We start from the raw sequence: 23,838 nt of genomic DNA, 5'->3' as shown, positions 1-23,838 counted from the left end.
ACCCCCCCCCCCCCCCCCCCCCCCCCCCCCCCCCCCCCCCCCCCCCCCCCCCCCCCCCCCTCCCCCCCCCCCCCCACGTGCGCGTCCGGCTCGACCGGACGTGGCGTCAGCGCCGTCCGAGCCGGCCCGACGCGGCGTCAGTGCCGCCCACGTCCGCCCGACGGCACGTCAGCACCATCCGAGCCCGCCCGACGCGGTGTCAGTGCCATCCCGGGCCTGCCCGACGTCGCGTCAGCACCATCCGGGCTTGTCCGACGCGGCGTCAGTGCCTTCTGGACGGGCCCGACACGCCGTCAGCACAGGACCGACTCGGCCCGGACCGCCGCGAATCCTTTTCACCCGTCTCACTGGGGCACCCGGGTGAACCAGGCCGGGACTCCACTCGAATCGAGCACAGTCCGTACCCAAGTCGCCACTCTCCGGTGGCGGCGGACGTCGCGGTGGTTGACGGTGAATCAGACGCAGTTCCCACGAATTCCCTTGTCCGGCGCCGTGCCGGCGATCGCGGGCCTGTGTATCGGAAGGATCAACCTCATGCGTTCTGCACGCACTCTGCTCGCCGGGGCGGCTGTCGCCGCCGTTCTCACCGTCGGCACCCCCATGGCCTTCGCCGACGGCTCCGCCGACCAGGCGAAGAGCCTCACCTCGCAGGACCAGTCCGACCGCGGCGACGAGCACGGCCGCGGCGACGACCGTGGCGACGAGCACGGCCGCGGCGAAGGCCGTGGCGACGAGCACGGCCGCGGCGAAGGCCGTGGCGACGAGCACGGCCGCGGCGAAGGCCGTGGCGACGAGCACGGCCGCGGCGAGGGTCGTGGCGACGAGCACGGCCGCGGCGGCGACAAGGGCGGCGAGGGCCGCGGCGGCGACAAGGGCGGCGAGGGCCGGGGCGGCGAGCACGGCCGCGGTGGCGAGCACGGCCGCAAGGGCCCGCACGGCGGCGTGCACGCCGGCGGTGGCGGCCTGGCCGTGGCCGAGACCGGCACCACGCTGTCCGGTGGCGGCCTCGCCTCCGGTGCCGTCCTGCTGATCGGCGGCCTCGGGGCCGGCGCGTACGCGCTGCGCCGCAACCGCCGCAACACCGGCGCCACCATCTGACGTCCGGCATCTGACGCCGCCCCCACGCGCCTCCCCACCAGGGCGGCGCGCACGGGGGCGGCGGGTCGTTTTGGACCTTCTGGATCTTTCGGACTTTTTCGGGCCGCCACCGGCCCGGCTGCGCATGGGAATGGAGAAAGAGGAGCGATGGGCGGTCCCGTCCCTGGAATGTCCCGACTGCTGCGCACCGGCATCGGTGCGGCGGCGGTCGGCCTGCTGCTGATGTACAACTCGGTCGACACCACTCCGAGAGCCAACTCGGCGTCCCGCATGACCCGTCCCCCGGCGATCGTCGCGCCGGCCACCCCCCGCCCGTCCGCACCGGCCACCACCCCCGCGGACGCCCCCGCGGAGGCCCCTGCGGAGGCCGCCGAGGACCCGGCCCCCGCGCCACCGTCGCTGGGCCGCGCCAATCCGACCCGGCTGCGGATCCCGCAGATCGGCGTCGACGCCCCGTTCACCGAGCTGACGCTCGATCCGGAGGGCCAGCTCACCGCGCCGCCGCCGGACGACGACAACCTGGTCGGCTGGTACCGGGACGGCGTCTCCCCGGGCGAGCTCGGTAGCTCGGTGGTCGCCGGGCACGTGGACACCACCACGGGCCCGGCGGTGTTCGTGATGCTGAGCCAGATGCAACCGGACCAGCAGATCGAGGTGGAGCGCGCGGACGGCACGGTCGCGGTGTTCTCGGTGGACTCGGTGGAGGCCTTCCCCAAGAACGCCTTCCCGGACGACAAGGTGTACGGCCAGACGCCCGACGCCCAGCTGCGGCTGATCACCTGCGGCGGTGCGTACGACAAGGGCCAGAAGGACTACTCGGACAACGTGGTGGTCTTCGCGCACCTGGACTCCTCGCACCCGGCCTGACCGGCAACGCGAACGACCGCCGCCCCCAACTCCCGGGGGGACGGCGGTCGTTCGCGTGGGGGCCGGTGCTCAGCCGCGCACGGTGGCCTCGAAGGCGTGCAGGTAGGGGTTGACCGGGTGGACGTCCGCGACGTCCAGTCCGGCGTCCTCCATCAGCCGCACCATGCTCTCCTTGGAGTGCTTGGCGCCGCCGACGTTGAGCAGCAGCATCAGGTCCATCGCGGTGGTGAAGCGCATCGACGGGCTGTCGTCGACCAGGTTCTCCACCACCACGACGCGGGCGCCGGGCCGGGCCGCGGCGACCACGTTGGCGAGGGTGCGGCGGGTGCTCTCGTCGTCCCACTCCAGGATGTTCTTGATGATGTAGAGGTCGGCGCGGACCGGGATCTCCACCCGGCAGTCACCGGGCACCAGTCGGGCGCGGGCCGAGAAGGCGCCGCCGTCCTGGAGCCGGGGTTCGGCGCCGGCGACCACCTTGGGCAGGTCGAGCAGGGTGCCGTGCAGCGCCGGGTGCTTCTCCAGCAGGCTGGCCAGCACGTGCCCCTGGCCGCCGCCGATGTCCGCCACCGAGTCGACGCCGGTGAGGTCCAGGTACTCGGCGAGGTCGTGGGCGGACTGCCGGCTGGAGGTGGTCATCGCCTTGTCGAAGACCTTCGCGGAGTCGCCCGCGTCGCTGTGCAGGTAGTCGAAGAACTCCTTGCCGAACAGTTCGGGGAAGACGTTGCGGCCGGAGCGGACCGCCTCGTCCAGCTTGGGCCAGGCCTCCCAGGTCCACGGCTCGGTGCACCAGAGGGAGATGTAGCGCAGCGAGTTGGGGGCGTCCTCGCGCAGCAGGCGGGACATCTCGGTGTGCTCGAAGCGGTCGTCGGAGGTCTCGGAGAAGATGCCGTAGCAGGTGAGCGCGCGCAGCAGGCGGCGCAGCGGCAGGGGCTCGGTGTCGAGGGCGGCGGCGAGATCGGTGAGGCTGGTCGGGGTGTCGCCGAGCACGTCGGCGACACCGAGCCGGGCGGCCGCGCGGACGGCGGCGGCGCAGGCGGCGCCGAAGACGAGCTCGCGCAGGCGCATCGCGGCCTGGGGAGTCGGGGGCGGTGCGATCGTCATGGGAGGTCTTCCTTGTCGACGGGGGCGGGGGTGCCGGGGGCGCGTGCCGGGGGCGGGTCGTACCGGATGCGGGTCGTACCGGGAGCGGGTGCCGCGGCTCAGCAGCGGCCGAACGGCTCGGACCGCGCGCAGGTGTTTCGGGCGAACGCGTTCTCGCCGGTGTCGCGGTCGGCGATGTCGGCCGGGCTGTTGCCGCTCAGGTGGTTGTCGGCGACGGTGTTGCGGGCGTTGGCGACGCCGACGACGCTCTTGAAGAGGACGATCCCGCCGGAGAAGTCCGAGCTGCCGACGTTGTCGTGGACCTCGTTGTCGGTGACCCGGGCGTCCTCGACCCCGGTGAGCACGATGCCCGCGCCCTGGATGGCGCCCAGCCGCGGGTTGGCCGGGCAGAACATGTTGTTGGCGACGACCTCGTTGCGGCGCACGTCGAGGTCCCCGGCCCGGGGCACGCCCTCGTCGCCGACCACGAAGACGCCGGCGCAGTTGCCGCGGAGCTCGTTGTCCTGGACGGCCAGCCCGCGCAGTCGGCGGACGGTGACGCCGACCCGGTTCTCGGTCAGCTCGTTGCCCTCCACGACGGTGCCCCCGGTGTCGGGCGCGCCGCCCTCGCGGTAGGCGTAGTTGGCGAGGAAGACACCGGACTGGCCGTTGTGGGTCGCGCGGTTGCCGACGATCCGGGCCCGGGTGGAGATCTCCTGGCTGATGCCCTGCTGGGCGTTGTCGTGGACGTAGGTGTCGCGCACGGTCAGGCCGGTGGTGCCGCTGGCGTCGATGCCGTTCTTGCGGAAGCCGGTGACGGCGAGGGTCTCGATGGTGACGTCCGGCAGCGGGGCCGCCTCGGTGCCGTCGACGCACAGGCCGTGTCCGGCGGTGGCGCAGGCGTTCTCGGTACCGTCCCCGGGGGTGATCACGCTGTCCGCGCCGGCGCCGCGCAGGGTGAGGCCCGGGGTGGTGATGCGGACGCTGCCGGGGTAGGTGCCGGCGAGCAGTTGGACGGTGTCGCCGGGGAGGGCGGCGTCGACGGCCTGCTGAATCGATTCGCCCGGCTGGACGACGTGCAGCCCGTCGGCGGCGTGCGCCGCGGGCACGGTGGCCAGGCCGGCGAGGACGGTGGTCAGGGCGGTGGCGGCGGCGGTGGCCGCGGCGAAGTGGTGGACCCGTCGCGTGGGCATGAGTGGTGACCTGTTCTTTCCGGCGCGCTCGCCGGTGTGCGGCCGGAGCCTGCCGGGCGGCGCGCTAGGTACGCGGTGTCTGTTGTTACACGGTGTGCGGGGGTGGTGACGGCCGGTGGGTGCGGCCGACTCGACGCTATGGGCCGCCGGGTGGGCCCGCCACCAGGGCTGGGCTGCGGGACTGACGGGGCGTCGGCCGGTGGTGGGACGGCCCGGCGTGGCGCGTACGGCGCGGCGCGCTCCGGACCACGCCGCACGGCACGCCCTCGGACCGCCCCGGCACCGCCGACCGGGCCGCGTGCCACCGCCGGCCGGCGGCGTGACATCCTCGGGGCCATGACCACCGCACCCGCAGCGCCCCTCGGCACCCTCCGCAACCCGGTCGGCGCCCACGTTCCGGTGGCCGCCCGCGGGCTGGCCGGAACGGGGCTGGCGTACGCGCGCCGGGTCGGCGCCGAGACCGTGCAGGTGTTCGTGGCCAACCCGCGCGGCTGGGCCACCCCGCCGGGCAACCCCGCGCAGGACGAGGAGTTCCGGGCGGCCTGCGCCGAGCAGGCACTCCCCGCCTGGGTGCACGCCCCGTACCTGATCAATTTCGGCTCGGACAACCCGGCCACCCGCGAGCGCTCGGCCGACTCGCTGCGGCACTCGCTGCGCCGCGGCCACGCGATCGGCGCGCTGGGCGTCGTCCTGCACACCGGGTCGGCGGTCGGCACGGCGCCCGGCGGCGGCTCCCGGCGGGCCGAGGCGATGGCACAGGTCCGGGCCGACGTGCGGCCGCTGCTGGACGAACTGGACGCCCTCGGCGAGGACGCGCCCTGGCTGCTGCTGGAGCCGACGGCGGGCCAGGGCAGCTCGCTCTGCTCCCGGCTGGAGGAGCTCGCCGAGTACGTCGAGGCGCTGGACGGGCACCCGAAGGTCGGCGTCTGCCTGGACACCTGCCACGCCTTCGCCGCCGGGCACGACCTGGCCGTACCGGGCGGGGTGACGGCCGCGCTGGACGCCCTGGCGTCGGCGGCCGGGCCGGGCCGGCTGCGGCTGATCCACGCCAACGACTCCGAGGACGTCGTCGGCGCGCGCAAGGACCGGCACGCCAACATCGGCGCCGGGATGATCGGCGCGGAACCGTTCCGCGAGCTGTTCGAGCACCCGGAGACGGCCGGTGTCCCGCTGCTGGTGGAGACCCCGGACCGCAAGCACGGCGGGGACGGCACCGGGCACGCGATGGACATCGCCGTGCTGAAGGAACTGCGCGAGCGGGCTGCCGCCCCCGCCCGGCCGGCCTGACCTGCTCGGCCCGCCGCTCGGACAGCCGTGAGCCCGGGGGCCCACAGCGGCCCCCGGGCTCACCGGTCGGTCAGCAGTCGCCGATGCAGTCGTCCTCGGTGTGCTCGTGGACGTTCAGCCAGTTGGCGTGCGGGCCGAACAGGCCGACACCAGCCGAACCCGACTCCAGGCTCTGCCCGGTCGACGAGTGCGACCCGTGCCAGGCCGCCATCGCCGGCGCCGGCGCCGCGAAGGCAGCGGCGCCCGCCACGGCCGCGATCACGGCGAGCTTGCGGATCTTCCCACGAAGCGACATCTGATGTCCTCTGGTTCGATTCTGGTCCTCGATCCGCCTCCCGGAACGGCCGGTGCGGCCACCGGACGGGGCGGACGGCGCCCCACCGGGGGAAGCGCCGGGCCAACGTTTGCACACGAACGCGCACGCGCCGCGGCGCGCCGCAAACCGGCTGAGGCATTCGGGTGACGACATCCCTCCCCCGGGTGAACGCCCTCGGACACCCGGCCGCACACCGAACGGCCGGTCCGGACCGGCGCAGGACGAGTGCCCGTCCGACCGGCGCGGGACCGCAAGTCTTGCGGTGACATGCCAGGCCGACTGAACAAATCCCATCGATTTGGTACAGAGCGCCACCCGGTTCGAGCATGAACGGTGGCTCCACCGAGCACGCGCAGGACCACGAAAGGCGCACCACCCTCATGCAGACCAGCCCGGCCGCACCCCGGCAGGCGACCCGACCGAGCCCGCCGGAGACCCCGGAAGCGGTCACCGCGACGCCCCGCAAGGGCGGCCGCTTCGGCCTGCCGACCGCCACCGCCCTGGTGATGGGCAACATCATCGGCGGCGGCATCTTCATGATCCCCGCCGCCGTGGCCCCCTACGGGACGGTCAGCCTGGTCTCCTTCGTCGTCCTGACCGTGGGCGCGATCGCACTCGCGCTCGTCTTCGGGCAGCTCGCGCGCCGCAACCCGCGCACCGGCGGGCCGTACGTCTACGCCCGGGAGGCCTTCGGGGACTTCGCCGGGTTCCTGTCGGCCTGGTCGTACTGGATCACCACCTGGGTCAGCAACGCCGCGCTCGCGGTCGCCGCCGTCGGCTACCTCGACGTGCTGCTGCCCGTCGGCCACTCCATCGGGCTCAGCATCGCCGCCGCGATGGCCTTCCAGTGGCTGCCCGCGCTGGCGAACCTGGCCGGCACCCGCTACGTCGGCGCCGTCCAACTCGTCTCCACCGTCCTCAAGTTCATCCCGCTGCTGCTGGTCGCGGTGGGCGGCCTGGGCTTCTTCGACGCGCGCAACCTGGGCCCCTTCGACGCCACCGGGCACGGCTGGGCCGGCGGGATGACGGCGGCCGCGGCCATCCTGCTCTTCAGCTACCTGGGCGTGGAGTCGGCCGCGATGAGCGCCGGCCAGGTCCGCGATCCGGAGCGCAACGTCGGGCGGGCCAGCGTGCTCGGCACGGCCGGTGCGGCGGTGGTCTACCTGCTGGGCACGCTCGCGGTCTTCGGCACCGTCGCCCACGACCGGCTGATCCACTCCACCGCGCCGTTCTCGGACGCCGTGGACGCCATGTTCGGCGGCACGTGGGGCGGCACGGCCATCGCCGTCGCCGCACTCGTCTCGATGACCGGCGCGCTCAACGGCTGGACGCTGCTGGCCGCCCAGGCGCCGTACGCGGCCGCCAAGGACGGGCTGTTCCCGGCCGCCTTCGCCAAGGAGCGGCGCGGCGTCCCGGTGTTCGGCGTCGTGACCAGCGTCGCGCTGGCCTCGGTGCTGACCATCCTCAACTTCGCCACCGGCGCCAAGGGCGCGTTCGACATCCTGGTGCTGGTCACCACCTTCACCGCGACCGTCCCGTACCTGCTCTCCACCGCCGCGCAGCTGTACTGGCTGGTGCGCGGCATGCCCGACAAAGTCTCCGGGGGCCGGCTCGCCCGGGACGCGGTGCTGGGCCTGGGCGCCTTCGGCTTCTCCCTGTGGCTGGTGGCCGGCGCCGGTTACGCGGCCGTCTACCAGGGCGTGCTGTTCCTGTTCGCCGGGATCCTGGTCTACGTCTGGATGGCGGCCCGCCGCCGGGACTGACGGCCCGGGGCCGGGGCCGCGGCGGCTCGGAGTGACGGGCTCCTGACGGATCGTCACGCACCTTGCCCGGAGCGGCGGATGTGGACATCCTTGGCCGGAGGTTTCCCTCCCGGGCGGCTCCTCGCCATCGGCCGGCCCGCCCGCGCCGGATAGACGGGAGACCGGAACCTCCGCACCCTGCACCGCCGTTCTGCGCGAACCTCCGTTTCCGTGAACCTTCGAGTACCGGGAGTGCCATGAAGATCCTGAGGCTGTTGACAGCCCCCGCCGCCGTCCTCGCCCTGACCGCCGGCACCGTCACCACCGCCGCCGCGGCCCCGGCGCGACCGGCCCTGAACGACGTCGTGGTCCTCGGCGCCGCCTCCAACGGCCAGACCGTGCAGGTTCACCCGGGTGACGTGGTCCAGATCGACCTGCCGCCCTACCGCGACAGCACCGTCACCTGGCTGTCCTCCGTCCCGGCGACGACCGCGCCCTCGGTGCTGCCGCAGACCTCGGGCAGCACCGACCCCGACAACACCACGCACGCGACCTTCAACGCGGCCGCCGCCGGGACGAGCGACATCACCTGGATCTGGCGGTGCGCCTTCCCGGATCGCGGCTCGGCCTGCCCGCCGTTCGTCTACTACCCGCGGACCACCATCGTCGTCTCCTGACCGCACGCACTCGAACGGCCGGGATCCGCAGGCTGCGGATCCCGGCCGTTCGGGTGGGGGCGAAGGTCACCCGGGCCCGTGGCCCCGCTCACCGGGAAGCCGCGCCTCGGACACGTTCACCGCGACGGCCTCCGGGCGCCCGGCGGCCGATTCCGCGAAGCGGGCGCGGGGCCGCGGGGCGTCCGGCGGCTGGAGGGTGAGGACGTGGTCGGCCAGCGGGAGGAAGGCCGGGTCGTGGGTGATCAGGATCGTGGTGCGGCCCGCCATCAGGCGGCGCAGCGGGGGGATCAGCTGCTGGACGGTCTTCGGGTCCAGGCCGGTGGTGGGTTCGTCCAGGACGAGGACCGGCGCGCCGCGCAGGAAGGCCCGGGCGATGGCGACGCGCTGGGCCTGCCCGCCGGAGAGCTGGAAGCCCTCGTCGCCGATGACCGTGCCGTACCCCTGCGGCAGCGCGGTGATGAAGCCGTGGGCGCCCGCGCTGCGGGCCGCGCGTTCGATGTCGCCCTGCGGGGCGTCGGGCCTGCCGTAGGCGATGTTGTCCCGGATGGTCGCGTGGAAGAGCTGCGCCTGCTGGGGCAGGAAGCTGATCGCCGCACGCAGCGAGGCGATGGTCAGGTCCTGGATGTCGGTGCCGTCGAGGCGGACGGTACCGGACTGCGGGTCCAGGAAGCGGACCAGGAGCTTGGCGAGCGTGGACTTGCCGCTGCCGCTGGGGCCGATGACGGCCAGGACCTTGCCGGGACTGACGTCGAAGCTGACGTCGGACAGCACCGGGGCGTCGTGGCTGCCGGCGTAGGCGACGTGGACACCCTCGAAGGAGACCCGGCCGCGGACCGCGCCGGCGTCCCGCGCGGCGGGGCTCTCCCGGACCGGACTGGACAGGTCGTGGATCTCCAGTAGGCGCTCGCCCGAGGCGCAGGCCGCGCCCGCGAGCGGGACGAGCCCGGCGAGTTGCTGGATCGGCTCGAACAGCTGCGCCATGAAGGCGGCGAAGGCGAGCAGACCACCCAGGCTCAGCCCGCCGTGGATCACCTGGAGGGCGCCGACGCCCACCACGACCAGACCGGCGAGCATCTGGAGGACGTTGAGGAGGGGCTGGTAGAGGTCGGACATCCGGGCGGCGGAGAGCTCGGCGTCCAGCAGGGCCTTTCCCTCGCGGTGCACCCGCTCGACCTCGCGCTCCTCCTGGCCGCAGGTGCGGGTGACCACCACGTTGCGCAGCGTCTCCTCCAGCAGCGCGGTGACGCCGCCGGCGCGGCGCTGGACCTGCCGCTCCCGGATGCGGATGCGGCGCCCGAAGAAACCGGTGGTGAGGATGAACAGCGGCGCGACGATCAGCGCCGCCAGGGTGAGGGGCCAGCTCAGGTAGAACGCCGCGCCGGCGAACAGCACCAGGCTGACCGAGGCCACCGCGCCCTCGACCAGGCCGGTCGCGACCATCTGCTCGATCGTCGCGATGTCGGCGGTCATCCGGGCCACCAGGTCGCCGCGCCAGCGGGTCTCCAGGGTGTCGGGCGGCAGGGTGTGCAGATGGGCCAGTGTGCCGGTACGGAGCCGGAGCAGGTACCGCTCCGCGATCCAGGTGCCGGAGTAGGTGCCCGCGAAGGTGAACAGCGCCGCCGCCGCGGCCGCGGCGAGCATCGTGCCGCCGAGCGGCCAGAACTCGGCGAAGTGCCGAGGCACCAGGACCTCGTCGATCAGGTCCTTGAACATCCAGACCGAGACGACCTCGCCGAAGGCTCCGAGAACGAGCAGCACCGCGCTCAGCGGCAGCCAGCGCAAGTCCGGTCTGACCCACGGCCAGAACCGCCGGAACAGCTCGCGCAGCGAGATGGCGGGCGAGTCCGCCACCGGCCCCTGGTCGATGGCCCGGTCGGCTGCCCGGTCCTCCGGACCCCCCATGGGCGTCGCACCGTGCATGGAGGAACCCCACTCAGGATGAGGGGCCGGCGGTGATACCGCCGGCCCCAGGGATGGGTGTCATGCCGGGCTGTTAAGCACAGCCCGGACCGCCCTTATCTGTCACCAGAAGCCAAACCGACGACGGCGGCCGTGGCGACGGCGGCGACGGTCACGTTCACGTCCGCGACCGCGGTCCCTGCGGTTGAAGTAACTCATCACGACTCCATTTCTTCCCTTGCATTGGCACGCCGCACGTCCACGGCCGACGCCGACGGCGCGGACCCGGGGAGCACGACAGAGACTGCCGTTGCCGTGAGACAGCCCTAAGCGGCGGGCACGTCAGGGATGTGCCTGCCAGAGCCGTTCTCACATCTCCAGTATCCGCCTGGCGCCCCCGCTCGCAGCTTCTGGACCGCAACCGCGACCGGTCCTCGGCATGCGAAGGGACCCCGGACTCGGCCGCCCGACCCCCGCCCCGGCGGCCGGATCCGGCCCTCCCGACCGGCCCCCCGACGAGCCGGGTCGGGCGAGGAGCCGCCCGGTCGGCTCGGCGACTGACCCACCGTCAAGTGCCGTTCGTCCGGCGTCTCGAAACAGCCGCGCCCGCGCACCGGGCGCCGCCGCCCACCGGTCGACCGCAGGCCCCCGCGACGACGGCGTCGGCGCGAGCCCCCGGCCCTCGCGCCCCCTCCCCGAAGACCCCCGCCCGGGCCGCCGACCCCGCCCGCCGACGCCTACCCGGATGGCGCAGCCGACCGACGGGGCGGGGGTGCGCACCCCCGCGCGGCGAGAGGCGAGACCCCGCGTCGAGCCCCGCGGGAACCGCCGGAACGCGGCCCCGGCACCGCCTGCGCCCGCCCTGAGGAGGCGCCCCGCAGCCGCCTTCCGGGCGACTCCGGGGCCCACGAGAACCCGAAGCGACTGCGTTCGGGTGACGGCGCCACCATCAGCGGCACCCTCGCCCCACTCCCCGGCCCACTCCCCGGCCCGCCCGCCGGCTGCCCGTGCTGCCCGTGCTGCCCGGCCCCTCGGTGGCCCCGCCGGTATCGCGGCTACGGGGCGGCATTCCTCGTCGCAGGAGTCCTCGTCACGGGAGTCCTCGTCCGGGATGCCCCGTTCCCTGGAGGGTGCTCCGAAGGAGACGCCGGTGCGGTGGGGGTGGTCGTCGGCTCGGGCAACTGGGTGGGTGAGGCCGAGAGCGGGCAACTCGGCGACGGCACCGCGGCGGGCGAGGAGGCCTCAGGGGTCGGGGCCGGTTGTACCGGCACCGGCGTCGCCGGGTACGAGGCGCCTCCGCCCTCGTTCGTCGAGGGGCCGCCGAGATGGCCCGCCACCTCGACCACGCCGCCGCAGGCGAGCAGCACCGCGGCCAGCACTGACAGCCCGGCGGAGGCCCGCAGCGCCCGGGGCGCCGTGGTTCGCGGGTCGGTGTCCACGCTCAGTCCACGTATTCCTGGGCGACCTGCACGTACTCGAAGCCCTTGACGTCGGTGGCGATGTGCATCTGACCGGTTTGCGAGGAGGCGATCAGGGTGTTGAGCAGGCCGGTGATCGCCCCGCTCAGCGCCGACTCGGTGTCCGAACCGTCGGCGATGAACAGCGCCTTGGTCGCCACCTCCTTCAGCACGTCGCGCCTGGCGGCGCCGAAGCCGTAGGCGATCACGTGCGGGTGGCGCGGCCAGTTCCGGTCCACCAGCGCGCGGAAGGAGTCCCGCCACTTCGCGTCGGTCGGAGCGCCGTCGGTCAGGAAGAAGATCGCCGGCCGCAGCACGCTGTACTGCTGCGCCCGCAGGCTGCTCACGTCCTGTTCGATGCTCTGCCGCAACTGGTCGAAGGCCTTGCCGTACTCGGTGCCCCCGCCGCAGATCACTTCGGGCATGCTCGGGACCTGCTCCATGTCCGACATCGGGATCACCACGTGCACGTCGGTGGAGAAGGCGACCACGCTGACCCTGGCGAACTCCGAGACGCGCGGATTCGTCGCCAGGTTGTAGTGCAGACGCGAGAGGGTCGCGTTGAGCACCGCCTCGTGCGGCTTCATCGACGAGGAGGCGTCGATCACCACGTAGGTGGGCAGGCAGAGTGACATTGTGTGCACCTCTGAGCTAGTGGTTGGAGGCGATGATGATGACCAGGATCACGACGAAGGCGAGCACCCAGATCCACTTGGCGGACGGGCCGGTCGCGGGCTTCTTCTTCTCCTCGACCGTGCTGACGCGGGTGGCGGTGACGGTGGGGGGCTCCGGGATCGCGTGCGGCGCGGGCCGCGGAAGCACCACCGCCGGCTGCTTCGGGGGCAGTTGGGGCAGCGGCGTACGTGTCGGACGCGGCACGGCCCTGAGGTAGGGCCCGTTGTTCAGCGCCTGGTTCAACTGGGCGGCTGCGGGCCGTCGCTCCCGGTCGGTCGCGAGCAGCATGTCCAGCAGGACCTCGGACACGGCGGGCTGGTTCAGCCAGTGGGACGCGGCGACGCCGTGGAAGGTGCTCGCGTCGCGCCGGCCGGTCAGGCACTTGGCGACGAGCAGGGCGAGCCGGTAGCGGTCGGTGTACTGGTCCGCGTCGGAGCCCGGCGGCGTGAGCGGGTCGGCCCAGTTCGGCTGGTGGATGTCGGGCATCTTCTTCGGCTGGCAGCCGTCGACGTCGATCAGGTAGACGGAACGCCCCTCCGGGCTCCAGAAGGCGTTGGAGAACGACCAGTCCGAGTAGACCAGGCCCAGGCCCTCCAGGATCGCGGCGAGCGCCGTCAGTTGACGGCAGGCAGTCAGTCGGCCCTCGAATCCGGGACAGGGCAGGCCGACGCCCCGGATCGACTCGTCGGACTTCGCCAGCCAGTCGATCTCCAGGAACCGGCGCTCGCTGAACTTGCCGCGCCGCAGCTCGGAACGGTACTGCTCGGGCGCCATCGGGATCACGCACCCGACGGCCGGGTTGCCGGGCTCGCGGATCCGGGCCGCGGGCCAGCACGTCCCGGCGTACAGGGTCGCCCGCTCCGCCTCCGGCAGCGTGTCCGGAGCCGAGATCAGCAGGTCGATCCGGCGGCCGTCCTCCTGGTGGAGGCCGGGCCGGTAGAGCTTGGCCAGCCAGCCCGGATGGCCCGTCAGCGGCCGTACGGCAACGGCCTGGCCGTTGTGTTCGGAGATCGGCTCGGCGAGCGGTCCGAGATCGCCGAGGCCCACGGTCCTCGGCAACGCCCAGCCCCGCGGGTCCACCGCCGGGGCGCCGTCGCCGACGACGGGATCGGAGTCGGTCATGTCCCGCTGCCGTTCCACACCACGACGGCGGTGCGGTCGTCGAGGCACTGCGGTGCGTCGAAGCCCACGTCGGCGGTGAACCGGGTGGCCGGGACCGGCGAGCGCCAGGCGTTCGCGAAGTACTCGTTGACGTTGCCCGCCCGGTCCGCCCACGCGTCGCCGATCCCGTCCGTGACCAGGGCGAGGGCGGCACCGGACGCCAGGGTGACGTAACCGTCCACGGCCAGGTGCGGCGTGTCCGGCAGTCGGCCGGCGACCTCGTTCGAGACCACCACGGCCGCGCGGTCCTTGGCTTCGCCGGCGGAGAACCGCCACAGCGGGACGCGCGGGTCGAGTGTCCAGGCCGAACTGTCACCGAGCCAGCCGACCCATGCCCGCGCCACGCCGTTCGCGTCCGGCTCGGCGATCACCGCGGTGATCAGCACGGTCGCCAGGTGCGAGGTGCCGACGCCGCGTCCGGCCGCGTGCGCGGCGATCGATTCCGCGACCCGCCCGTACAGCGCCTTGACGTCGAGCCGGTCGAAGCCGACCGCCTCGATCTGCTCGCGCAGCAGGGTGACGGCCTGGCTGGAGGCCGCCGTGGCCCCGACGTCGGACCAGGCCGCGCTGGACAGGCCGTCGGCCACGGCCACGATCGCGTACCGGCTGTCCGGGCTCCGCCCGATCCGGTACGAGTCCTGTCGCGGCTCGGCGGGCCGGCCGCAGCGGTGGCCGGGCCCGACGACGGAGGCGGCGCGGATGGTGAGGGCACCGACCGTGGCTTCGTCGGCGGCGATGCCGTTCTGCACCGTGCGCTCCGGCAGCAGCCAGGGATAGCCCTGTGCCCGCGCGCCTTCGCCGAAGCGGGGCACGCTCAGGTCGGTCGGCCTCTCGCGCAGGAACGGCCGGGGCCTGCCGGGCTGGGCCGTCGACACCGCCGGTGCCGCGACAAAGCGGCAGACCGGCGCCGTCGCGTCGGGCCGGGGCCCCCGTTCAGGCCGGTCCCGCTGCCGGGCGGGCGTCGCGGCGGCCTCGGACCCCAGTGCGGCCGCCGCGCCGACGACACCCACCGCCGCGAGGGCGAACGCGTCCACCAGCCAGCCGTAGTGCCGGTGCGGCGTGCCGACCTCGGCGAAGGCCCCGATGACGACGGCTGCGAGCAGCCCCGCCCGCACCCAGCCGTCCGTCAGGCCGTCCCGCCGACCGCCGCCCCCGCTCACGGCCGTTCCCCACGATCGCGGGACCTCGACCCGGAGGCGAAGTGCTGGTCACCGTGCTGCACCGCGAACACCTCGCCGGAACCGGTGGCGGAGTTGACCTGGACCACGACGTCCGGCCGTTGCTCGGTCCGCAGCGTCGCCAGAGCTATGACGTCCTGGGCCAGAGCCGGGTTCCGGTCCAGCAACTGGAACAGGGCCTCGGTCCAGAAGTCCACGGCCACGGCGTCGACCGCTCCCCTCGTGGCGGTCGACCCCCGCTCCAACGCGGCGGACAGTTCCCTGCGGCGGCTGCCGTGGGCCCGGGCGATGACGCCGCTCATCAGTCGCCTCGCCTCGTTCCACAGATCGGTGCCCATCGCGGACACCAGAGCGGTGGCTCCGCTCGCGGCCAGCTCGGCGAGTTCCTGGTTCATCGGCGCTTCAGCCCCGTTCGTTGTAGTGGATGTACTGGCCACCTTGGCCGACGGCGAAGACCGTGCCGTTCCCCGTGGCTCGGACGGGTTGCTCCACGGACCGCGGCTCGGCTTCCGCAGGCCGCTCGCGGGAGCCGGACTCCGGGCCGGGACCGCCGTGCGGCCCGACCGGGCTGCCCGGGTACCAGAGCCAGGCCCGTGCGGCGTACTCCTTGACCCGGACCTCGGCCGCGGTGAAGGCGCCGGCTTCGAGCCCCTCGTAGCCGTGCCCGACCGTCTCCTCGTAGTAGTGCTGCGAAAGCATCGCGGCCACCGGGGTGCCGTCCGGACCGTCCAGGGCCGCATGCCGCAGCGGGGGCGAGTCGAGCAGCCGGGCGAGCGCCTCGAACGGGGTGCCGGAGACGGTGCCGTCCGGATCGACCCGGACCTCCCCCGCGTGCGCGGCGGCCCGTACCCGCAGCCGGGCGTCCGGACCGGTGTGCCGGTTGTGCTCGCGGATCCGCGAGCCCAGCTCCGGCAGCAGCGGGACCAGCAGTCCGGCCTTGGGCAACCCGGCCGGGGCGACGAGCCGGCAGCCGTCGCCGGTGTCCACGTACGCGAAGTCCCGCCGGTCCAACTCCGCGACGCCGAGGGCGCCGAACAACGCGGACCGCAGCACGCCGCGGATCTCCTGCAGCCGCTGCTGACCGCGGCCCGCGGAACCCGCGATGTCGCACGCCAGCAGAGCTCGGTACTCGTACCTCGGATTCACATTCCCTCCGCGATCACGACGAGGGCCGGCAGTTCGAAGATCGATCTGCCGTCGGCGCCGAATTCCCGGTGCCGACACGATGGTTAACCAGAACGTAGAGGAGGGGTCCTCGGGTAGACCGGCTACTAATACGGCTTGTCCGGCTTCGGCCGGACGAGGAGGAGGAGTGACCGATGAGCAACACACGGATGCGCGGAGCCGGGGCCTACTGGCCGACGACCGGGCTGCTCGGCCGGGTCGGCGAGGCCGATCGCCGAGTCCTGCTGGGGCTCGGCCACGGCGTGGTCTACCCGGCCGGTCAGATCACCATCCGCGAGGCCGACACCTCGGACTTCTCGCTGCTCCTGATCGGCGGCACGGTGAAGGTCACCGCCCACGCGCAGGACGGTCGGGACGCGCTGCTGGCCGTACGGATGGCCGGGGACCTCGTCGGGGAGTTCGCCGGGATCGACGGCCAGCCGCGCATCGGCACCGTGACCGCCTGCGGCCGGGTGCTGGCCCGCTACATCCTGCCCACCGAACTGCTGGCGTGCACGAAGCAGCACCCCGCCATCGGGCTCGCACTCAACGCGAGCGTGGTCGCCAAGCTGCGCACGGCGACCAGCCGGATCGTCGACTTCACCGGTTGCGACGTGCTCGGGCGGCTGGCCAGGATCCTGCACCACCTCGCCGTCACCTACGGGCGCCCCGGCCGCAAGGAAGCCCATCTCCCGCTGTCGCAGCCGGAGATGGCCACGCTGGTCGGCGCCGCGGAGTCGTCGATCCACAAGGCCCTGCGGGCCCTGCGGGAGTCGGGCGCGGTCGTCACGGGCTACCGCAGGATCACGATCCTCGACCTGGATCACCTCGCCCGGATCGCCGCCGCGACCGAACCGGCCGATTCGCGGGCGATCTCACCAAACAGGTAAAAGCGCCGGGTTCCGACGACGGGTCGGCGTCAGCATGACCGAGTGCCGGGACCCGAGCGTTGGAGAGGACCGGAGAAACAGATGCCAGAGAACAACGGTGCTCCGGACGGCTCCGCGCGCATCCGGGCGGGCGACGTGTCCGGAACGATGATCGTCGGCAACCGGAACACCGTGACCAACCTGAACATCACCACCGGACACGGTTCGGCCATCACCGTGAACGCGGGGCCTCCGCCGAACCCGGTCAAGCGTCAGCCGATCTCCCACCTGCCGCGTTCCGCCGCCGATCCGCTGATCGGCCGGGAACGGGAGCTCCAGGCACTGCAACAGGCCATCGGAGCACGCCAGTTGGTGCAGATCTGGGGCGCCTCCGGGGTCGGCAAGAGTGCCCTGCTGCGCCACCTCGCCCGCACCTTGCCGCGCGGGCCCGAAGGCGCGGCCTACATCGAAGCCGGCGGACGGACGGCCGACGACCTCGCGCAGGCGATCTTCGACATCAGCTTCGACGCGCCGAACTACAAGCCGTCACTGGAGGTGCTGAAGGAGCACCTGAAGACCCTGCGGCTGCGGATCTACCTGGACGACGCGGGGCTCGACGAGAAGGACCTGCACCGGCTCTTCGACCTGGCCGAGCACTCCACGTTCGTCTTCACCTCGCAGCGCCGGTCGTCGGTCACCGGCGTCCACCCGATCCGACTCGACGGACTGACGGCCCCGGCAGGGGTGGTCCTGGTGCAGACGGTCCTGGCCCGCGCGCTGCGGCCGGACGAAGCGCGGACCGTGACGGCGCTGTGCGACGCCCTGCACGGCAATCCGCTCCGCCTGCGGCGCATCGCCCTGTCGGCCGCGACCGGCAAGGGCCTGCCGGGCATCGCCGACCTCCCCGCGCTCCTTCCCGCGCTGCTCAACAGGCTCCGGCCGGAGGAGCGCGACCTGCTGTACCTGCTCGGCTCGCTGTCGGGCGCCGAATTGGCCGCCCGGCAGCTCGACGCCCTGCTCGGTCGGACGGACAGCGACGCGCTCGCCGGCGAACTGGTGCGGCACGGCCTGCTGGTCGCCTCGGAAACCGGCTACGGATGTCCGCCGGACGTCGCCGAGTGCGTGCTCAAGAGCCGGATGACGCAGTTCCCCGCCGCGCCGCTCTGCCGGGCGCTCACCACGTGGGTCGAGTCGCGGGAGACCACCCCGGACGAGGTCGCGGCCCACTTCCAGGCCCTGGACGTCGCGGTGCTGGGAGCGGAAAGGAGCGGACAGGCGCAGCTCGGCGTGGAGTTGGCCCGTGCCGCCTCGCCGAAACTGGCGCTCTCCCGGCAGTTCGACGCGTGGGGCAGCCTCCTCGGAGCCGGCTGGGCCGCCGCGAAGAGCGCGGGAGACCGCGCGGGCGAGGAGTTCTTCCTGGGGGAGGCGCGCACCCGCCGCAAGGCGATCGGCCGGGCGGCACTGACGACGGCCCTGGTGCTGGAGGCGGGGGTGCTCTGGCAGGAACTCGCCGCCCTGCAAGCGCACTCGGTGGCCCACCAGGCCGCCACGACGGCGATCACCGCCGTACCGCCGATCGATCCGGTCACCACGGCACACGCCGTCGGCCAGTCCCCGCTGATCACGCACCCGGCGGTCAGCCCGCCGACGGTCACCCACCCGGTCGTCCAGCCACCGGCCGTCACCCACCCCCTCCCCGCCTCCGGCGCTCCGGCGCCCGTGCACCCGCCGGGTACACCGCAGGTGATCGACCTGTCCCACTCCGCTCCGCAGCCCCCGGCCGGGGGCCATGTGGCCGGCGCACACTCCCCCTCGCAGGCGGCGCCGCAGCGAATCGACCTCTCGGGAGCGCACCACTCCGCCGCCCAGCCGGCGCACGCCGCGAGCGCCACCACCACGTCCAGCACGGGCCACGCGGTCACCACCGCCGGCGCAGCGGCCGCCAAGGGCGGAGCAGCCCTCGCCGTCGCCTGCGTGGTCGGTGCCGCAGCCGTACTCGGTGTGGGCGCCATGGTCTACACCCAGAACCAGTCGAACCTGGCTAAGCCGGCCCAGCCCACCTACTCGCCGGCCCCGCCTCCGAGGGTCTACACCCCCGCCCCGCCGGTCTACACTCCCGCCCCGCCGGCCCCGTCTCCGAAGGTCTACACCCCCAAGCCGCCGGTCCCTGCCCCCGTCGTCACGCCGGACCCCGTCGATCCCGTGTGCGCAACGGTGGTACCGGAATTGGGAAAAGAGACCCGGCAGCACAACGCCGACCTGACCGCCGTTCACAGCGCCTTCGACTCGTACAACAACGCCGTAGCCGCGTACAACTCTCGACGGACCTCCACCGTTCCCGACGACAGCACGGTGAAATCCCGTATCGACATCATCCTCAAAGACCTGCGCGCCAGCGAGTCCACGTTGCGAGGAGCCCTATCGCAAGCGCGGGACGGATCCGTGGTATCCGACCTCAAGGGCCTTCTGACCGCTAGCCAGCAGGAGGAGAACCAGTTCCGCGCAGCTCGGAACGATCTCACCACCGGCTACAACACGGCCAGCCAGGCTTCGGCATACAACTCGGCCTGGCAAAGTCTGGCGATCCACTGCATCGCCTGGTAATCCGCCACAAGACCGACCAGGAAAGGCCGACCATGTCTACGGAATCCACCCCCGGCACCATCCACGCCGGAGACGTCTCCGGCACCTTCATCGTGGGCGACAACAACCACGTGACGAACACGAAGCATCACCCCGAGCAGCCGCAGCCCCAACCGCGCCAGCAGAACTCGGCCGAGGACCAGTCAGCCGTCTTCGCCGTGGAACACGGCACCATGCACGTCACCTACAACCACAACGCCGAAGCCGCGCCCGAGACGGAGGCCCGAGAAACGCGTCAGCCCTGATCGGCCAGCAACTCCAGGTCCTGGGCGTTCAGCGTCGCCGTCTTGAGCAGTTCCCTGATCAGGTTGACGCTGAGCGTCGAGCCGACCGGCTCGCCGACCTCGTCGCGCGTCAGTCCGCGCACGCCCCGCCGGCGCAGCCGTTCGCGCACGTCCTCGACCGTGTTGGCGACCGACTTGTGGGTCCAGGACTTGGTCGCGTGGGGCGAGGCGTTGACCAGCCGGGCGGTCTCCTCCCAGGCCGACGGGAGCGGGAAGGCGTCCTGGCCCTCCAGGTAGCGCCGGGCGAGCGCGGTGAGCACCAGCCGCTCCTGTAGGGAGAGCAGGTAGACCGTCTCGGGGGCCGCGGTATCGGCGCCGCTCGTGGAACGGGGGTGCAGGTCATCCCCGTCCACGACGCGGACCTCCACCAGGTGGGACCGCCGCTTGGACGAGTTGATCACCAGCGGGGTGTACCCGGGCCCGATGATCCGCTTGTGGCTGGTGAGCATCAGCACGCCGTCGGGCAATTCGATCGGCAGACTGCCGGTGTTGACCAGCCACCAGTCGCCATCGGTGCCGGCGCAGGTGAAGACGCCGTGCCGACGGCTGACGGTCGGGTCGTCGACACCGACCGGTACGTGCACGTCCTCGCGGTCGCGCCCGAACAGCAGGGTGTACCGGCGCGACGGCACGGCGTACCCGCCCTCCGGGCCGAGCACGAAGATCGTCCCCGGTGGCGCCGAGGGCACCCTGCCGGAAGGACTGCCCGGCGGCAGCATCTGAGGTGGGAAGTTTTCGTACGCCATCTCACATACCTCCGCTTCGGCTCGCGCCAGTGTATGAGCGCACCGAGAGGACCAGTCCTCCTGCGGGCACGCGGCGTGTCGAGCCCGCGGAACCGCCAACTCCGCTTGTCCGGAGTGGACTTGCTCGATAGCCTGCCCGCCGTGAGCGAGATCAGCCGGCGAGCTGCCGCGATCGACGGCATGGTCGCCGAACCACTCGGTCCGGGCGATCCGCAGGAGATCGGCCGTTTCAGCATCATCGGCCTGCTCGGCACCGGCGGCATGGGCGAGGTCTACCTCGGGGTCTCGGACAGGGGCTACGCCGCTGTCAAGCTCGTCCGGCCGCGGCTGGTCCCCAGCGAGCGCTTCGACCGAGAGGTCGGCATCCTCTACCGTGTGCCGCTCGGAGTCGGACCGCGGGTGCTGGCGAGCGACGCCACTCCGGAACGCCCGTGGTTCGCCACCGAGTACGTCCCCGGGCTCACGGTGGACGAGGCGGTCCGGCTGCACGGCCCGCTGCCCGCCGAGGCGCTGTGGCTGCTGCTGGCCGAGACAGCCGCTCAACTGCGGGCCGTACACGCGTCCGAGATCGCGCACCGCGACATCAAGCCCGCCAACGTCATGCTGGTGCGCGACGGCGTGAAGCTGATCGACTTCGGCATCGCGCGCGCCGCGGACCAGGCGAGGCTCACCGGGATCGGCGGCAGCTACGGAACACAGGGCTTCTCGGCACCGGAACAGCAGGCCGGGGACGAGGACGTGGCAGCGCCCGCGGACGTCTACTCGCTCGCGGCGCTCCTGCTCTACGCCGCCTCGGGTCGCACACCCGGCGCCGCCTCCGACGTGGAGCCGCTGCGCGCCGTGGACGCCGACCTCGCCGCCCTCCTCGGGCCCTGTCTCGCCACCGACCCCGGAGCACGCCCCACCGCCGACGAGATCGTCCTGGCGACGCGCACGCACCGGCTCGCCCCTCCCCCGTCCTGGCCGCCCGAGGTCATGTCACGCATCGACGCTCGACGTGCCTTCGCCGAAACGCCGGTCGGCAAGCTGGAGACCGTCCCGCCACCGGATACGAGCACGGACCCGAAGCCTGACGTCGGGCCCGCACCCCTGGCATCACCTCACCGCCCGCGCAAGCACCTGTTCCTGTTGCCGATCGCCGCGGCGACCGCCCTCGGCGCGGTCGCGGTGTTCGCCCTCAGCCCGTCCACCTCCCCGCAGCACCACAACGCGCAGGAGTCCAGCGGCGTGCCGGTCGCCGTCGAGCCCTTGGCCGGGGCGACGCCCGGGCCCTCCGCGAGCCCGAGCACCTCGATCTCCGCCACCGCCACCGCCGAACCCTCTCCCCCGCCTTCAACCGCCCCGGCCGGCACCACGCGGACACCCTCCCCGAGCCTGCGGCCCTCGACCTTCGCCACCGCCAAACCCGCTACCCAGCCCCCGACCACCCCACCTGGCACGGCCACCCCACCGAGCACGGCCCCCGCCGCACCCTCAGCGGCTGCCCCCAGCCCCACCTCGTCATCGATCAGCGGCATCAACGGCAGCGACGACCCGGCACAGGTCAAGGGCTCCGAGGCGGACACCAGTTGGTTCGGCCCCGACGCCGCCTGTTCCGCCTGGCTGGACGACAACGGCTCCGGCTCGCTCGCGGGCGTGCTCAACACCTCCCTGGCCCAAACCTGCGTCGCCGAGCTCGCCCGCAGCGACGGCATCACGTACACCTTCCGCGCCTCCTGGGGCGCCGCGAAGACGAGCTTCGTCCCAGACATCGGCTACACGATGTGGATCTGCGTCTGGAACGCGAACAACCGGTCCGGCGAGCAGTGCTCCGCTCGCTTCGGCATGAACGGCACCACCCCGGTCCGCCGGTGAAACGAGGCTGCCGGAACGACTGCGGCCCGGGTCGGGATCATGCTCCTGACCTGGGCCGCAGTACGCGTTTCAGCTGTTCACGGGGTGGGCGCGGACGCTTTCGAACCGCCGACATCTGCTTCGTAAGTTCTCGCCGGCATCCGCAGATGCCGTCGGGGTCACCCCGACGACCGGCATACGGCCGAACGACGCACCAACGGTGATCCCACTGTCCGAAGAGGCTTCACCGGACGGTCGGAACTCCAGCTGTAGAGGCCACCACCCGTGCAGGGCCGTCAGCAGATCATCGTCGGTCGTATCGTCCCCGTCGGCCGACCTGAGCCTCGTGGTCCAGCGACCTGCCGGCTCGCCTGGAGACCGGTGGCGTCGGCGGTCACCGGCCGGGCGGGGGCGGCCACCTGATCAGGGGGCGCGCGCGGCACCGCGACCGACGGGAAGCCGTGGGCGGTCACTGGGCGCTCGCCGCGGGGCGGACGACGAGCTCGTTGACGTCGACCTGCCGGGACTGGGACACGGCGTAGGCGATGGCCTCCGCGACGGCGGAGGCGGGCAGTGCCACTGCGCGGTACGCCCTCATGGCCTCCCTGGCGGTGGGGTCGGAGATGCCTTCGGCGAGTTCGGACTCGGTCACGCCTGGAGAGACGAGGGTGACCCGGATGTCTCCGGTGGACTCCTGGCGCAGCCCTTCGGAGATCGCGCGGACGGCGAACTTGGTGGCGCAGTAGACGGCGGCGGTGGGAGAGACCTCGTACGCGCCGACGGACGCGATGTTCACGAAGTGCCCGCCGCCCTGGGCCCGCATCACGGGCAGTGCGGCGGCGATGCCGTGCAGGACTCCCCGCAGGTTCACGTCGATCATGCGGTCCCACTCGTCCGTTCTCAGGGCCTCCAGGGGCGAGAGCGGCATGACTCCGGCGTTGTTGACCAGGACGTCGACCCGGCCGTAGCGCTCACGGGCGGCGGACACGAAGGCCTGGACGTCGGCGGCGTCCGTGACGTCGAGACGCCGGAACGCCGCGGTGCCGCCTGCGGCGGTGAGCTCCGCGGTGAGCGCGTCGAGGCGGTCGGTGCGCCGTGCGCCGAGGAACAGGCGGTGGCCGTCGGCGGCGAGGCTGCGCGCGGTGGCCTCGCCGATCCCGCTGCTTGCTCCGGTGACCAGTACGACCTTGGGTGTCTGCGTCATGCCTGCTTCTCCTCCCGGTGGAGCACGAGGTGTTCGTGGTGGAGGACTCCGTCTCGGATGTCACCCGTGGCGGTGAACCCGGTGTCGTCGACGTAGTCGATGTGATGGCCGGTGACCGTGTAGCGGCCCGTGTAGGCGCTGCGGCGGTGGCCGCGGGCCTCGTCGTATCGGCCGTCCGCCCGTAGTTCCTGACGGATGTGGCCGTCCGCCGTCACCCACAAGCCGACCACGTCGGCTCGGCCCTCCTCGGTGCTGCCCGTCAAGGACGGACTCCCTTCGTCGATGGATGCGGATCCGTTCCGCCCGACCGAGTCTGGGCGGGGCGCGGGTGACCGGCCAGGACGTGGGGTGGGGGGGGGGGGGGGGGGCACAGAAACAGGGGCCCCGAAGGGGCCAGGGGGGGGGGGGGGAGACAAAAAAACGGGGGAGGGCCTTTTAGTACACAATGGTGTTCCCGTGTTGTAG

At 72.9% G+C, this 23,838-nt stretch carries 21 protein-coding genes; 9 read left to right on the top strand and 12 right to left on the bottom strand.

Features of this window, described 5'->3' with window-relative positions:
* The first annotated feature begins 534 nt into the window (after window positions 1-534).
* Both AC07BF_RS13940 and AC07BF_RS13935 read left to right on the top strand, forming a co-directional pair.
* Complete coding sequence (locus tag AC07BF_RS13940) at window positions 535-1,098, top strand: hypothetical protein (RefSeq protein WP_478333401.1); 564 nt, start codon at window positions 535-537, stop codon at window positions 1,096-1,098.
* A gap of 168 nt (window positions 1,099-1,266) precedes the next feature.
* Entirely contained in the window at window positions 1,267-1,965 is a 699-nt protein-coding gene (locus AC07BF_RS13935; protein WP_363585988.1) for a class F sortase, read from the top strand.
* Window positions 1,966-2,034: 69 nt separating this feature from the next.
* Here the strand turns inward: AC07BF_RS13935 and AC07BF_RS13930 are convergent, their stop codons facing one another.
* Together AC07BF_RS13930 and AC07BF_RS13925 are read right to left on the bottom strand one after the other, a co-directional pair.
* Complete coding sequence (locus AC07BF_RS13930) at window positions 2,035-3,066, bottom strand: methyltransferase (protein ID WP_363585987.1); 1,032 nt, start codon at window positions 3,064-3,066, stop codon at window positions 2,035-2,037.
* A 98-nt stretch (window positions 3,067-3,164) separates the two neighbouring features.
* On the bottom strand, window positions 3,165-4,238 hold the full coding sequence (locus tag AC07BF_RS13925; protein WP_363629470.1) for a right-handed parallel beta-helix repeat-containing protein: 1,074 nt from the start codon (window positions 4,236-4,238) through the stop codon (window positions 3,165-3,167).
* Between the two features lie 336 nt (window positions 4,239-4,574).
* Here AC07BF_RS13925 and AC07BF_RS13920 point away from each other — a divergent pair, with 336 nt between their 5' ends.
* Window positions 4,575-5,525 carry a deoxyribonuclease IV gene (locus AC07BF_RS13920; RefSeq protein ID WP_363585985.1) on the top strand — a complete coding sequence of 317 codons (951 nt, stop codon included), beginning with the start codon at window positions 4,575-4,577 and terminating at the stop codon, window positions 5,523-5,525.
* Window positions 5,526-5,595: 70 nt separating this feature from the next.
* On the opposite strand, the gene AC07BF_RS13915 is transcribed toward AC07BF_RS13920, so the two are convergent.
* Window positions 5,596-5,820, bottom strand: coding sequence for a hypothetical protein (locus tag AC07BF_RS13915; protein WP_363585984.1), 225 nt, complete (start codon window positions 5,818-5,820; stop codon window positions 5,596-5,598).
* A 401-nt stretch (window positions 5,821-6,221) separates the two neighbouring features.
* Here AC07BF_RS13915 and AC07BF_RS13910 point away from each other — a divergent pair, with 401 nt between their 5' ends.
* The gene (locus AC07BF_RS13910; protein ID WP_363586029.1) at window positions 6,222-7,604 is read left to right on the top strand and encodes an amino acid permease; all 1,383 of its coding nucleotides are present in this window, start codon (window positions 6,222-6,224) and stop codon (window positions 7,602-7,604) included.
* A gap of 236 nt (window positions 7,605-7,840) precedes the next feature.
* Window positions 7,841-8,260, top strand: a complete 420-nt coding sequence (locus AC07BF_RS13905) for a hypothetical protein (RefSeq protein ID WP_478333400.1) — start codon at window positions 7,841-7,843, stop codon at window positions 8,258-8,260.
* A gap of 66 nt (window positions 8,261-8,326) precedes the next feature.
* Here AC07BF_RS13905 and AC07BF_RS13900 read toward each other — a convergent pair whose 3' ends face one another.
* The 6 genes from AC07BF_RS13900 to AC07BF_RS13875 all read right to left on the bottom strand — a co-directional run bounded on the left by AC07BF_RS13900 (window position 8,327) and on the right by AC07BF_RS13875 (window position 15,776).
* A complete protein-coding gene (locus AC07BF_RS13900) occupies window positions 8,327-10,162 on the bottom strand; it encodes an ABC transporter ATP-binding protein (RefSeq protein WP_478333399.1) in 1,836 nt (611 codons plus the stop codon).
* Between the two features lie 1,438 nt (window positions 10,163-11,600).
* Entirely contained in the window at window positions 11,601-12,251 is a 651-nt protein-coding gene (locus tag AC07BF_RS13895) for a vWA domain-containing protein (protein WP_363585981.1), read from the bottom strand.
* Window positions 12,252-12,267: 16 nt separating this feature from the next.
* Window positions 12,268-13,413 carry a hypothetical protein gene (locus AC07BF_RS13890; RefSeq protein ID WP_363585980.1) on the bottom strand — a complete coding sequence of 382 codons (1,146 nt, stop codon included), beginning with the start codon at window positions 13,411-13,413 and terminating at the stop codon, window positions 12,268-12,270.
* Window positions 13,410-14,612: a protein phosphatase 2C domain-containing protein gene (locus AC07BF_RS13885; protein WP_363585979.1), complete on the bottom strand. Its 1,203-nt coding sequence runs from the start codon at window positions 14,610-14,612 to the stop codon at window positions 13,410-13,412. The genes AC07BF_RS13890 and AC07BF_RS13885 overlap by 4 nt, the downstream gene beginning before the upstream one ends.
* Window positions 14,609-15,025, bottom strand: a complete 417-nt coding sequence (locus AC07BF_RS13880; protein WP_363585978.1) for a hypothetical protein — start codon at window positions 15,023-15,025, stop codon at window positions 14,609-14,611. The genes AC07BF_RS13885 and AC07BF_RS13880 overlap by 4 nt, the downstream gene beginning before the upstream one ends.
* A 7-nt stretch (window positions 15,026-15,032) precedes the next feature.
* Entirely contained in the window at window positions 15,033-15,776 is a 744-nt protein-coding gene (locus AC07BF_RS13875; RefSeq protein ID WP_363585977.1) for a hypothetical protein, read from the bottom strand.
* Between the two features lie 173 nt (window positions 15,777-15,949).
* Between AC07BF_RS13875 and AC07BF_RS13870 the strand changes: the two genes are divergently transcribed.
* From AC07BF_RS13870 to AC07BF_RS13860, 3 genes are all read left to right on the top strand, one after another.
* Entirely contained in the window at window positions 15,950-16,684 is a 735-nt protein-coding gene (locus tag AC07BF_RS13870; RefSeq protein ID WP_363585976.1) for a Crp/Fnr family transcriptional regulator, read from the top strand.
* Between the two features lie 81 nt (window positions 16,685-16,765).
* Entirely contained in the window at window positions 16,766-19,267 is a 2,502-nt protein-coding gene (locus AC07BF_RS13865) for an AAA family ATPase (RefSeq protein ID WP_363585975.1), read from the top strand.
* 32 nt (window positions 19,268-19,299) lie between these two features.
* A complete protein-coding gene (locus AC07BF_RS13860) occupies window positions 19,300-19,551 on the top strand; it encodes a hypothetical protein (protein WP_363585974.1) in 252 nt (83 codons plus the stop codon).
* Here AC07BF_RS13860 and AC07BF_RS13855 read toward each other — a convergent pair.
* Window positions 19,542-20,336: an FHA domain-containing protein gene (locus tag AC07BF_RS13855; RefSeq protein ID WP_363585973.1), complete on the bottom strand. Its 795-nt coding sequence runs from the start codon at window positions 20,334-20,336 to the stop codon at window positions 19,542-19,544. The two genes, AC07BF_RS13860 and AC07BF_RS13855, sit on opposite strands and share 10 nt — an antisense overlap.
* Window positions 20,337-20,477: 141 nt before the next feature.
* On the opposite strand from AC07BF_RS13855, the gene AC07BF_RS13850 reads away from it, so the two are divergent.
* Complete coding sequence (locus AC07BF_RS13850) at window positions 20,478-22,190, top strand: serine/threonine-protein kinase (protein WP_363585972.1); 1,713 nt, start codon at window positions 20,478-20,480, stop codon at window positions 22,188-22,190.
* 448 nt (window positions 22,191-22,638) lie between these two features.
* Here the strand turns inward: AC07BF_RS13850 and AC07BF_RS13845 are convergent, their stop codons facing one another.
* Together AC07BF_RS13845 and AC07BF_RS13840 are read right to left on the bottom strand one after the other, a co-directional pair.
* Window positions 22,639-23,373: an SDR family oxidoreductase gene (locus AC07BF_RS13845; protein ID WP_363585971.1), complete on the bottom strand. Its 735-nt coding sequence runs from the start codon at window positions 23,371-23,373 to the stop codon at window positions 22,639-22,641.
* The gene (locus AC07BF_RS13840) at window positions 23,370-23,636 is read right to left on the bottom strand and encodes an Atu4866 domain-containing protein (protein ID WP_363585970.1); all 267 of its coding nucleotides are present in this window, start codon (window positions 23,634-23,636) and stop codon (window positions 23,370-23,372) included. Before AC07BF_RS13840 ends, AC07BF_RS13845 begins: the two co-directional genes overlap by 4 nt.
* Window positions 23,637-23,838: the final 202 nt, after the last annotated feature.

The organism is Kitasatospora sp. NPDC043950 (genome assembly GCF_056435345.1).
Note: the sequence above shows the minus strand (reverse complement) of the source record. Positions and strands in the feature narration are given on the sequence as shown.

Coding starts and splice junctions, on each gene's coding strand:
- AC07BF_RS13940 (WP_478333401.1), top strand. CDS start 535: ATGCGTTCTGCACGCACTCTGCTCGCCGGGGCGGCTGTCGCCGCCGTT.
- AC07BF_RS13935 (WP_363585988.1), top strand. CDS start 1,267: ATGTCCCGACTGCTGCGCACCGGCATCGGTGCGGCGGCGGTCGGCCTG.
- AC07BF_RS13930 (WP_363585987.1), bottom strand. CDS start 3,066: ATGACGATCGCACCGCCCCCGACTCCCCAGGCCGCGATGCGCCTGCGC.
- AC07BF_RS13925 (WP_363629470.1), bottom strand. CDS start 4,238: ATGCCCACGCGACGGGTCCACCACTTCGCCGCGGCCACCGCCGCCGCC.
- AC07BF_RS13920 (WP_363585985.1), top strand. CDS start 4,575: ATGACCACCGCACCCGCAGCGCCCCTCGGCACCCTCCGCAACCCGGTC.
- AC07BF_RS13915 (WP_363585984.1), bottom strand. CDS start 5,820: ATGTCGCTTCGTGGGAAGATCCGCAAGCTCGCCGTGATCGCGGCCGTG.
- AC07BF_RS13910 (WP_363586029.1), top strand. CDS start 6,222: ATGCAGACCAGCCCGGCCGCACCCCGGCAGGCGACCCGACCGAGCCCG.
- AC07BF_RS13905 (WP_478333400.1), top strand. CDS start 7,841: ATGAAGATCCTGAGGCTGTTGACAGCCCCCGCCGCCGTCCTCGCCCTG.
- AC07BF_RS13900 (WP_478333399.1), bottom strand. CDS start 10,162: ATGGGGGGTCCGGAGGACCGGGCAGCCGACCGGGCCATCGACCAGGGG.
- AC07BF_RS13895 (WP_363585981.1), bottom strand. CDS start 12,251: ATGTCACTCTGCCTGCCCACCTACGTGGTGATCGACGCCTCCTCGTCG.
- AC07BF_RS13890 (WP_363585980.1), bottom strand. CDS start 13,413: ATGACCGACTCCGATCCCGTCGTCGGCGACGGCGCCCCGGCGGTGGAC.
- AC07BF_RS13880 (WP_363585978.1), bottom strand. CDS start 15,025: ATGAACCAGGAACTCGCCGAGCTGGCCGCGAGCGGAGCCACCGCTCTG.
- AC07BF_RS13870 (WP_363585976.1), top strand. CDS start 15,950: ATGAGCAACACACGGATGCGCGGAGCCGGGGCCTACTGGCCGACGACC.
- AC07BF_RS13865 (WP_363585975.1), top strand. CDS start 16,766: ATGCCAGAGAACAACGGTGCTCCGGACGGCTCCGCGCGCATCCGGGCG.
- AC07BF_RS13860 (WP_363585974.1), top strand. CDS start 19,300: ATGTCTACGGAATCCACCCCCGGCACCATCCACGCCGGAGACGTCTCC.
- AC07BF_RS13855 (WP_363585973.1), bottom strand. CDS start 20,336: ATGGCGTACGAAAACTTCCCACCTCAGATGCTGCCGCCGGGCAGTCCT.
- AC07BF_RS13845 (WP_363585971.1), bottom strand. CDS start 23,373: ATGACGCAGACACCCAAGGTCGTACTGGTCACCGGAGCAAGCAGCGGG.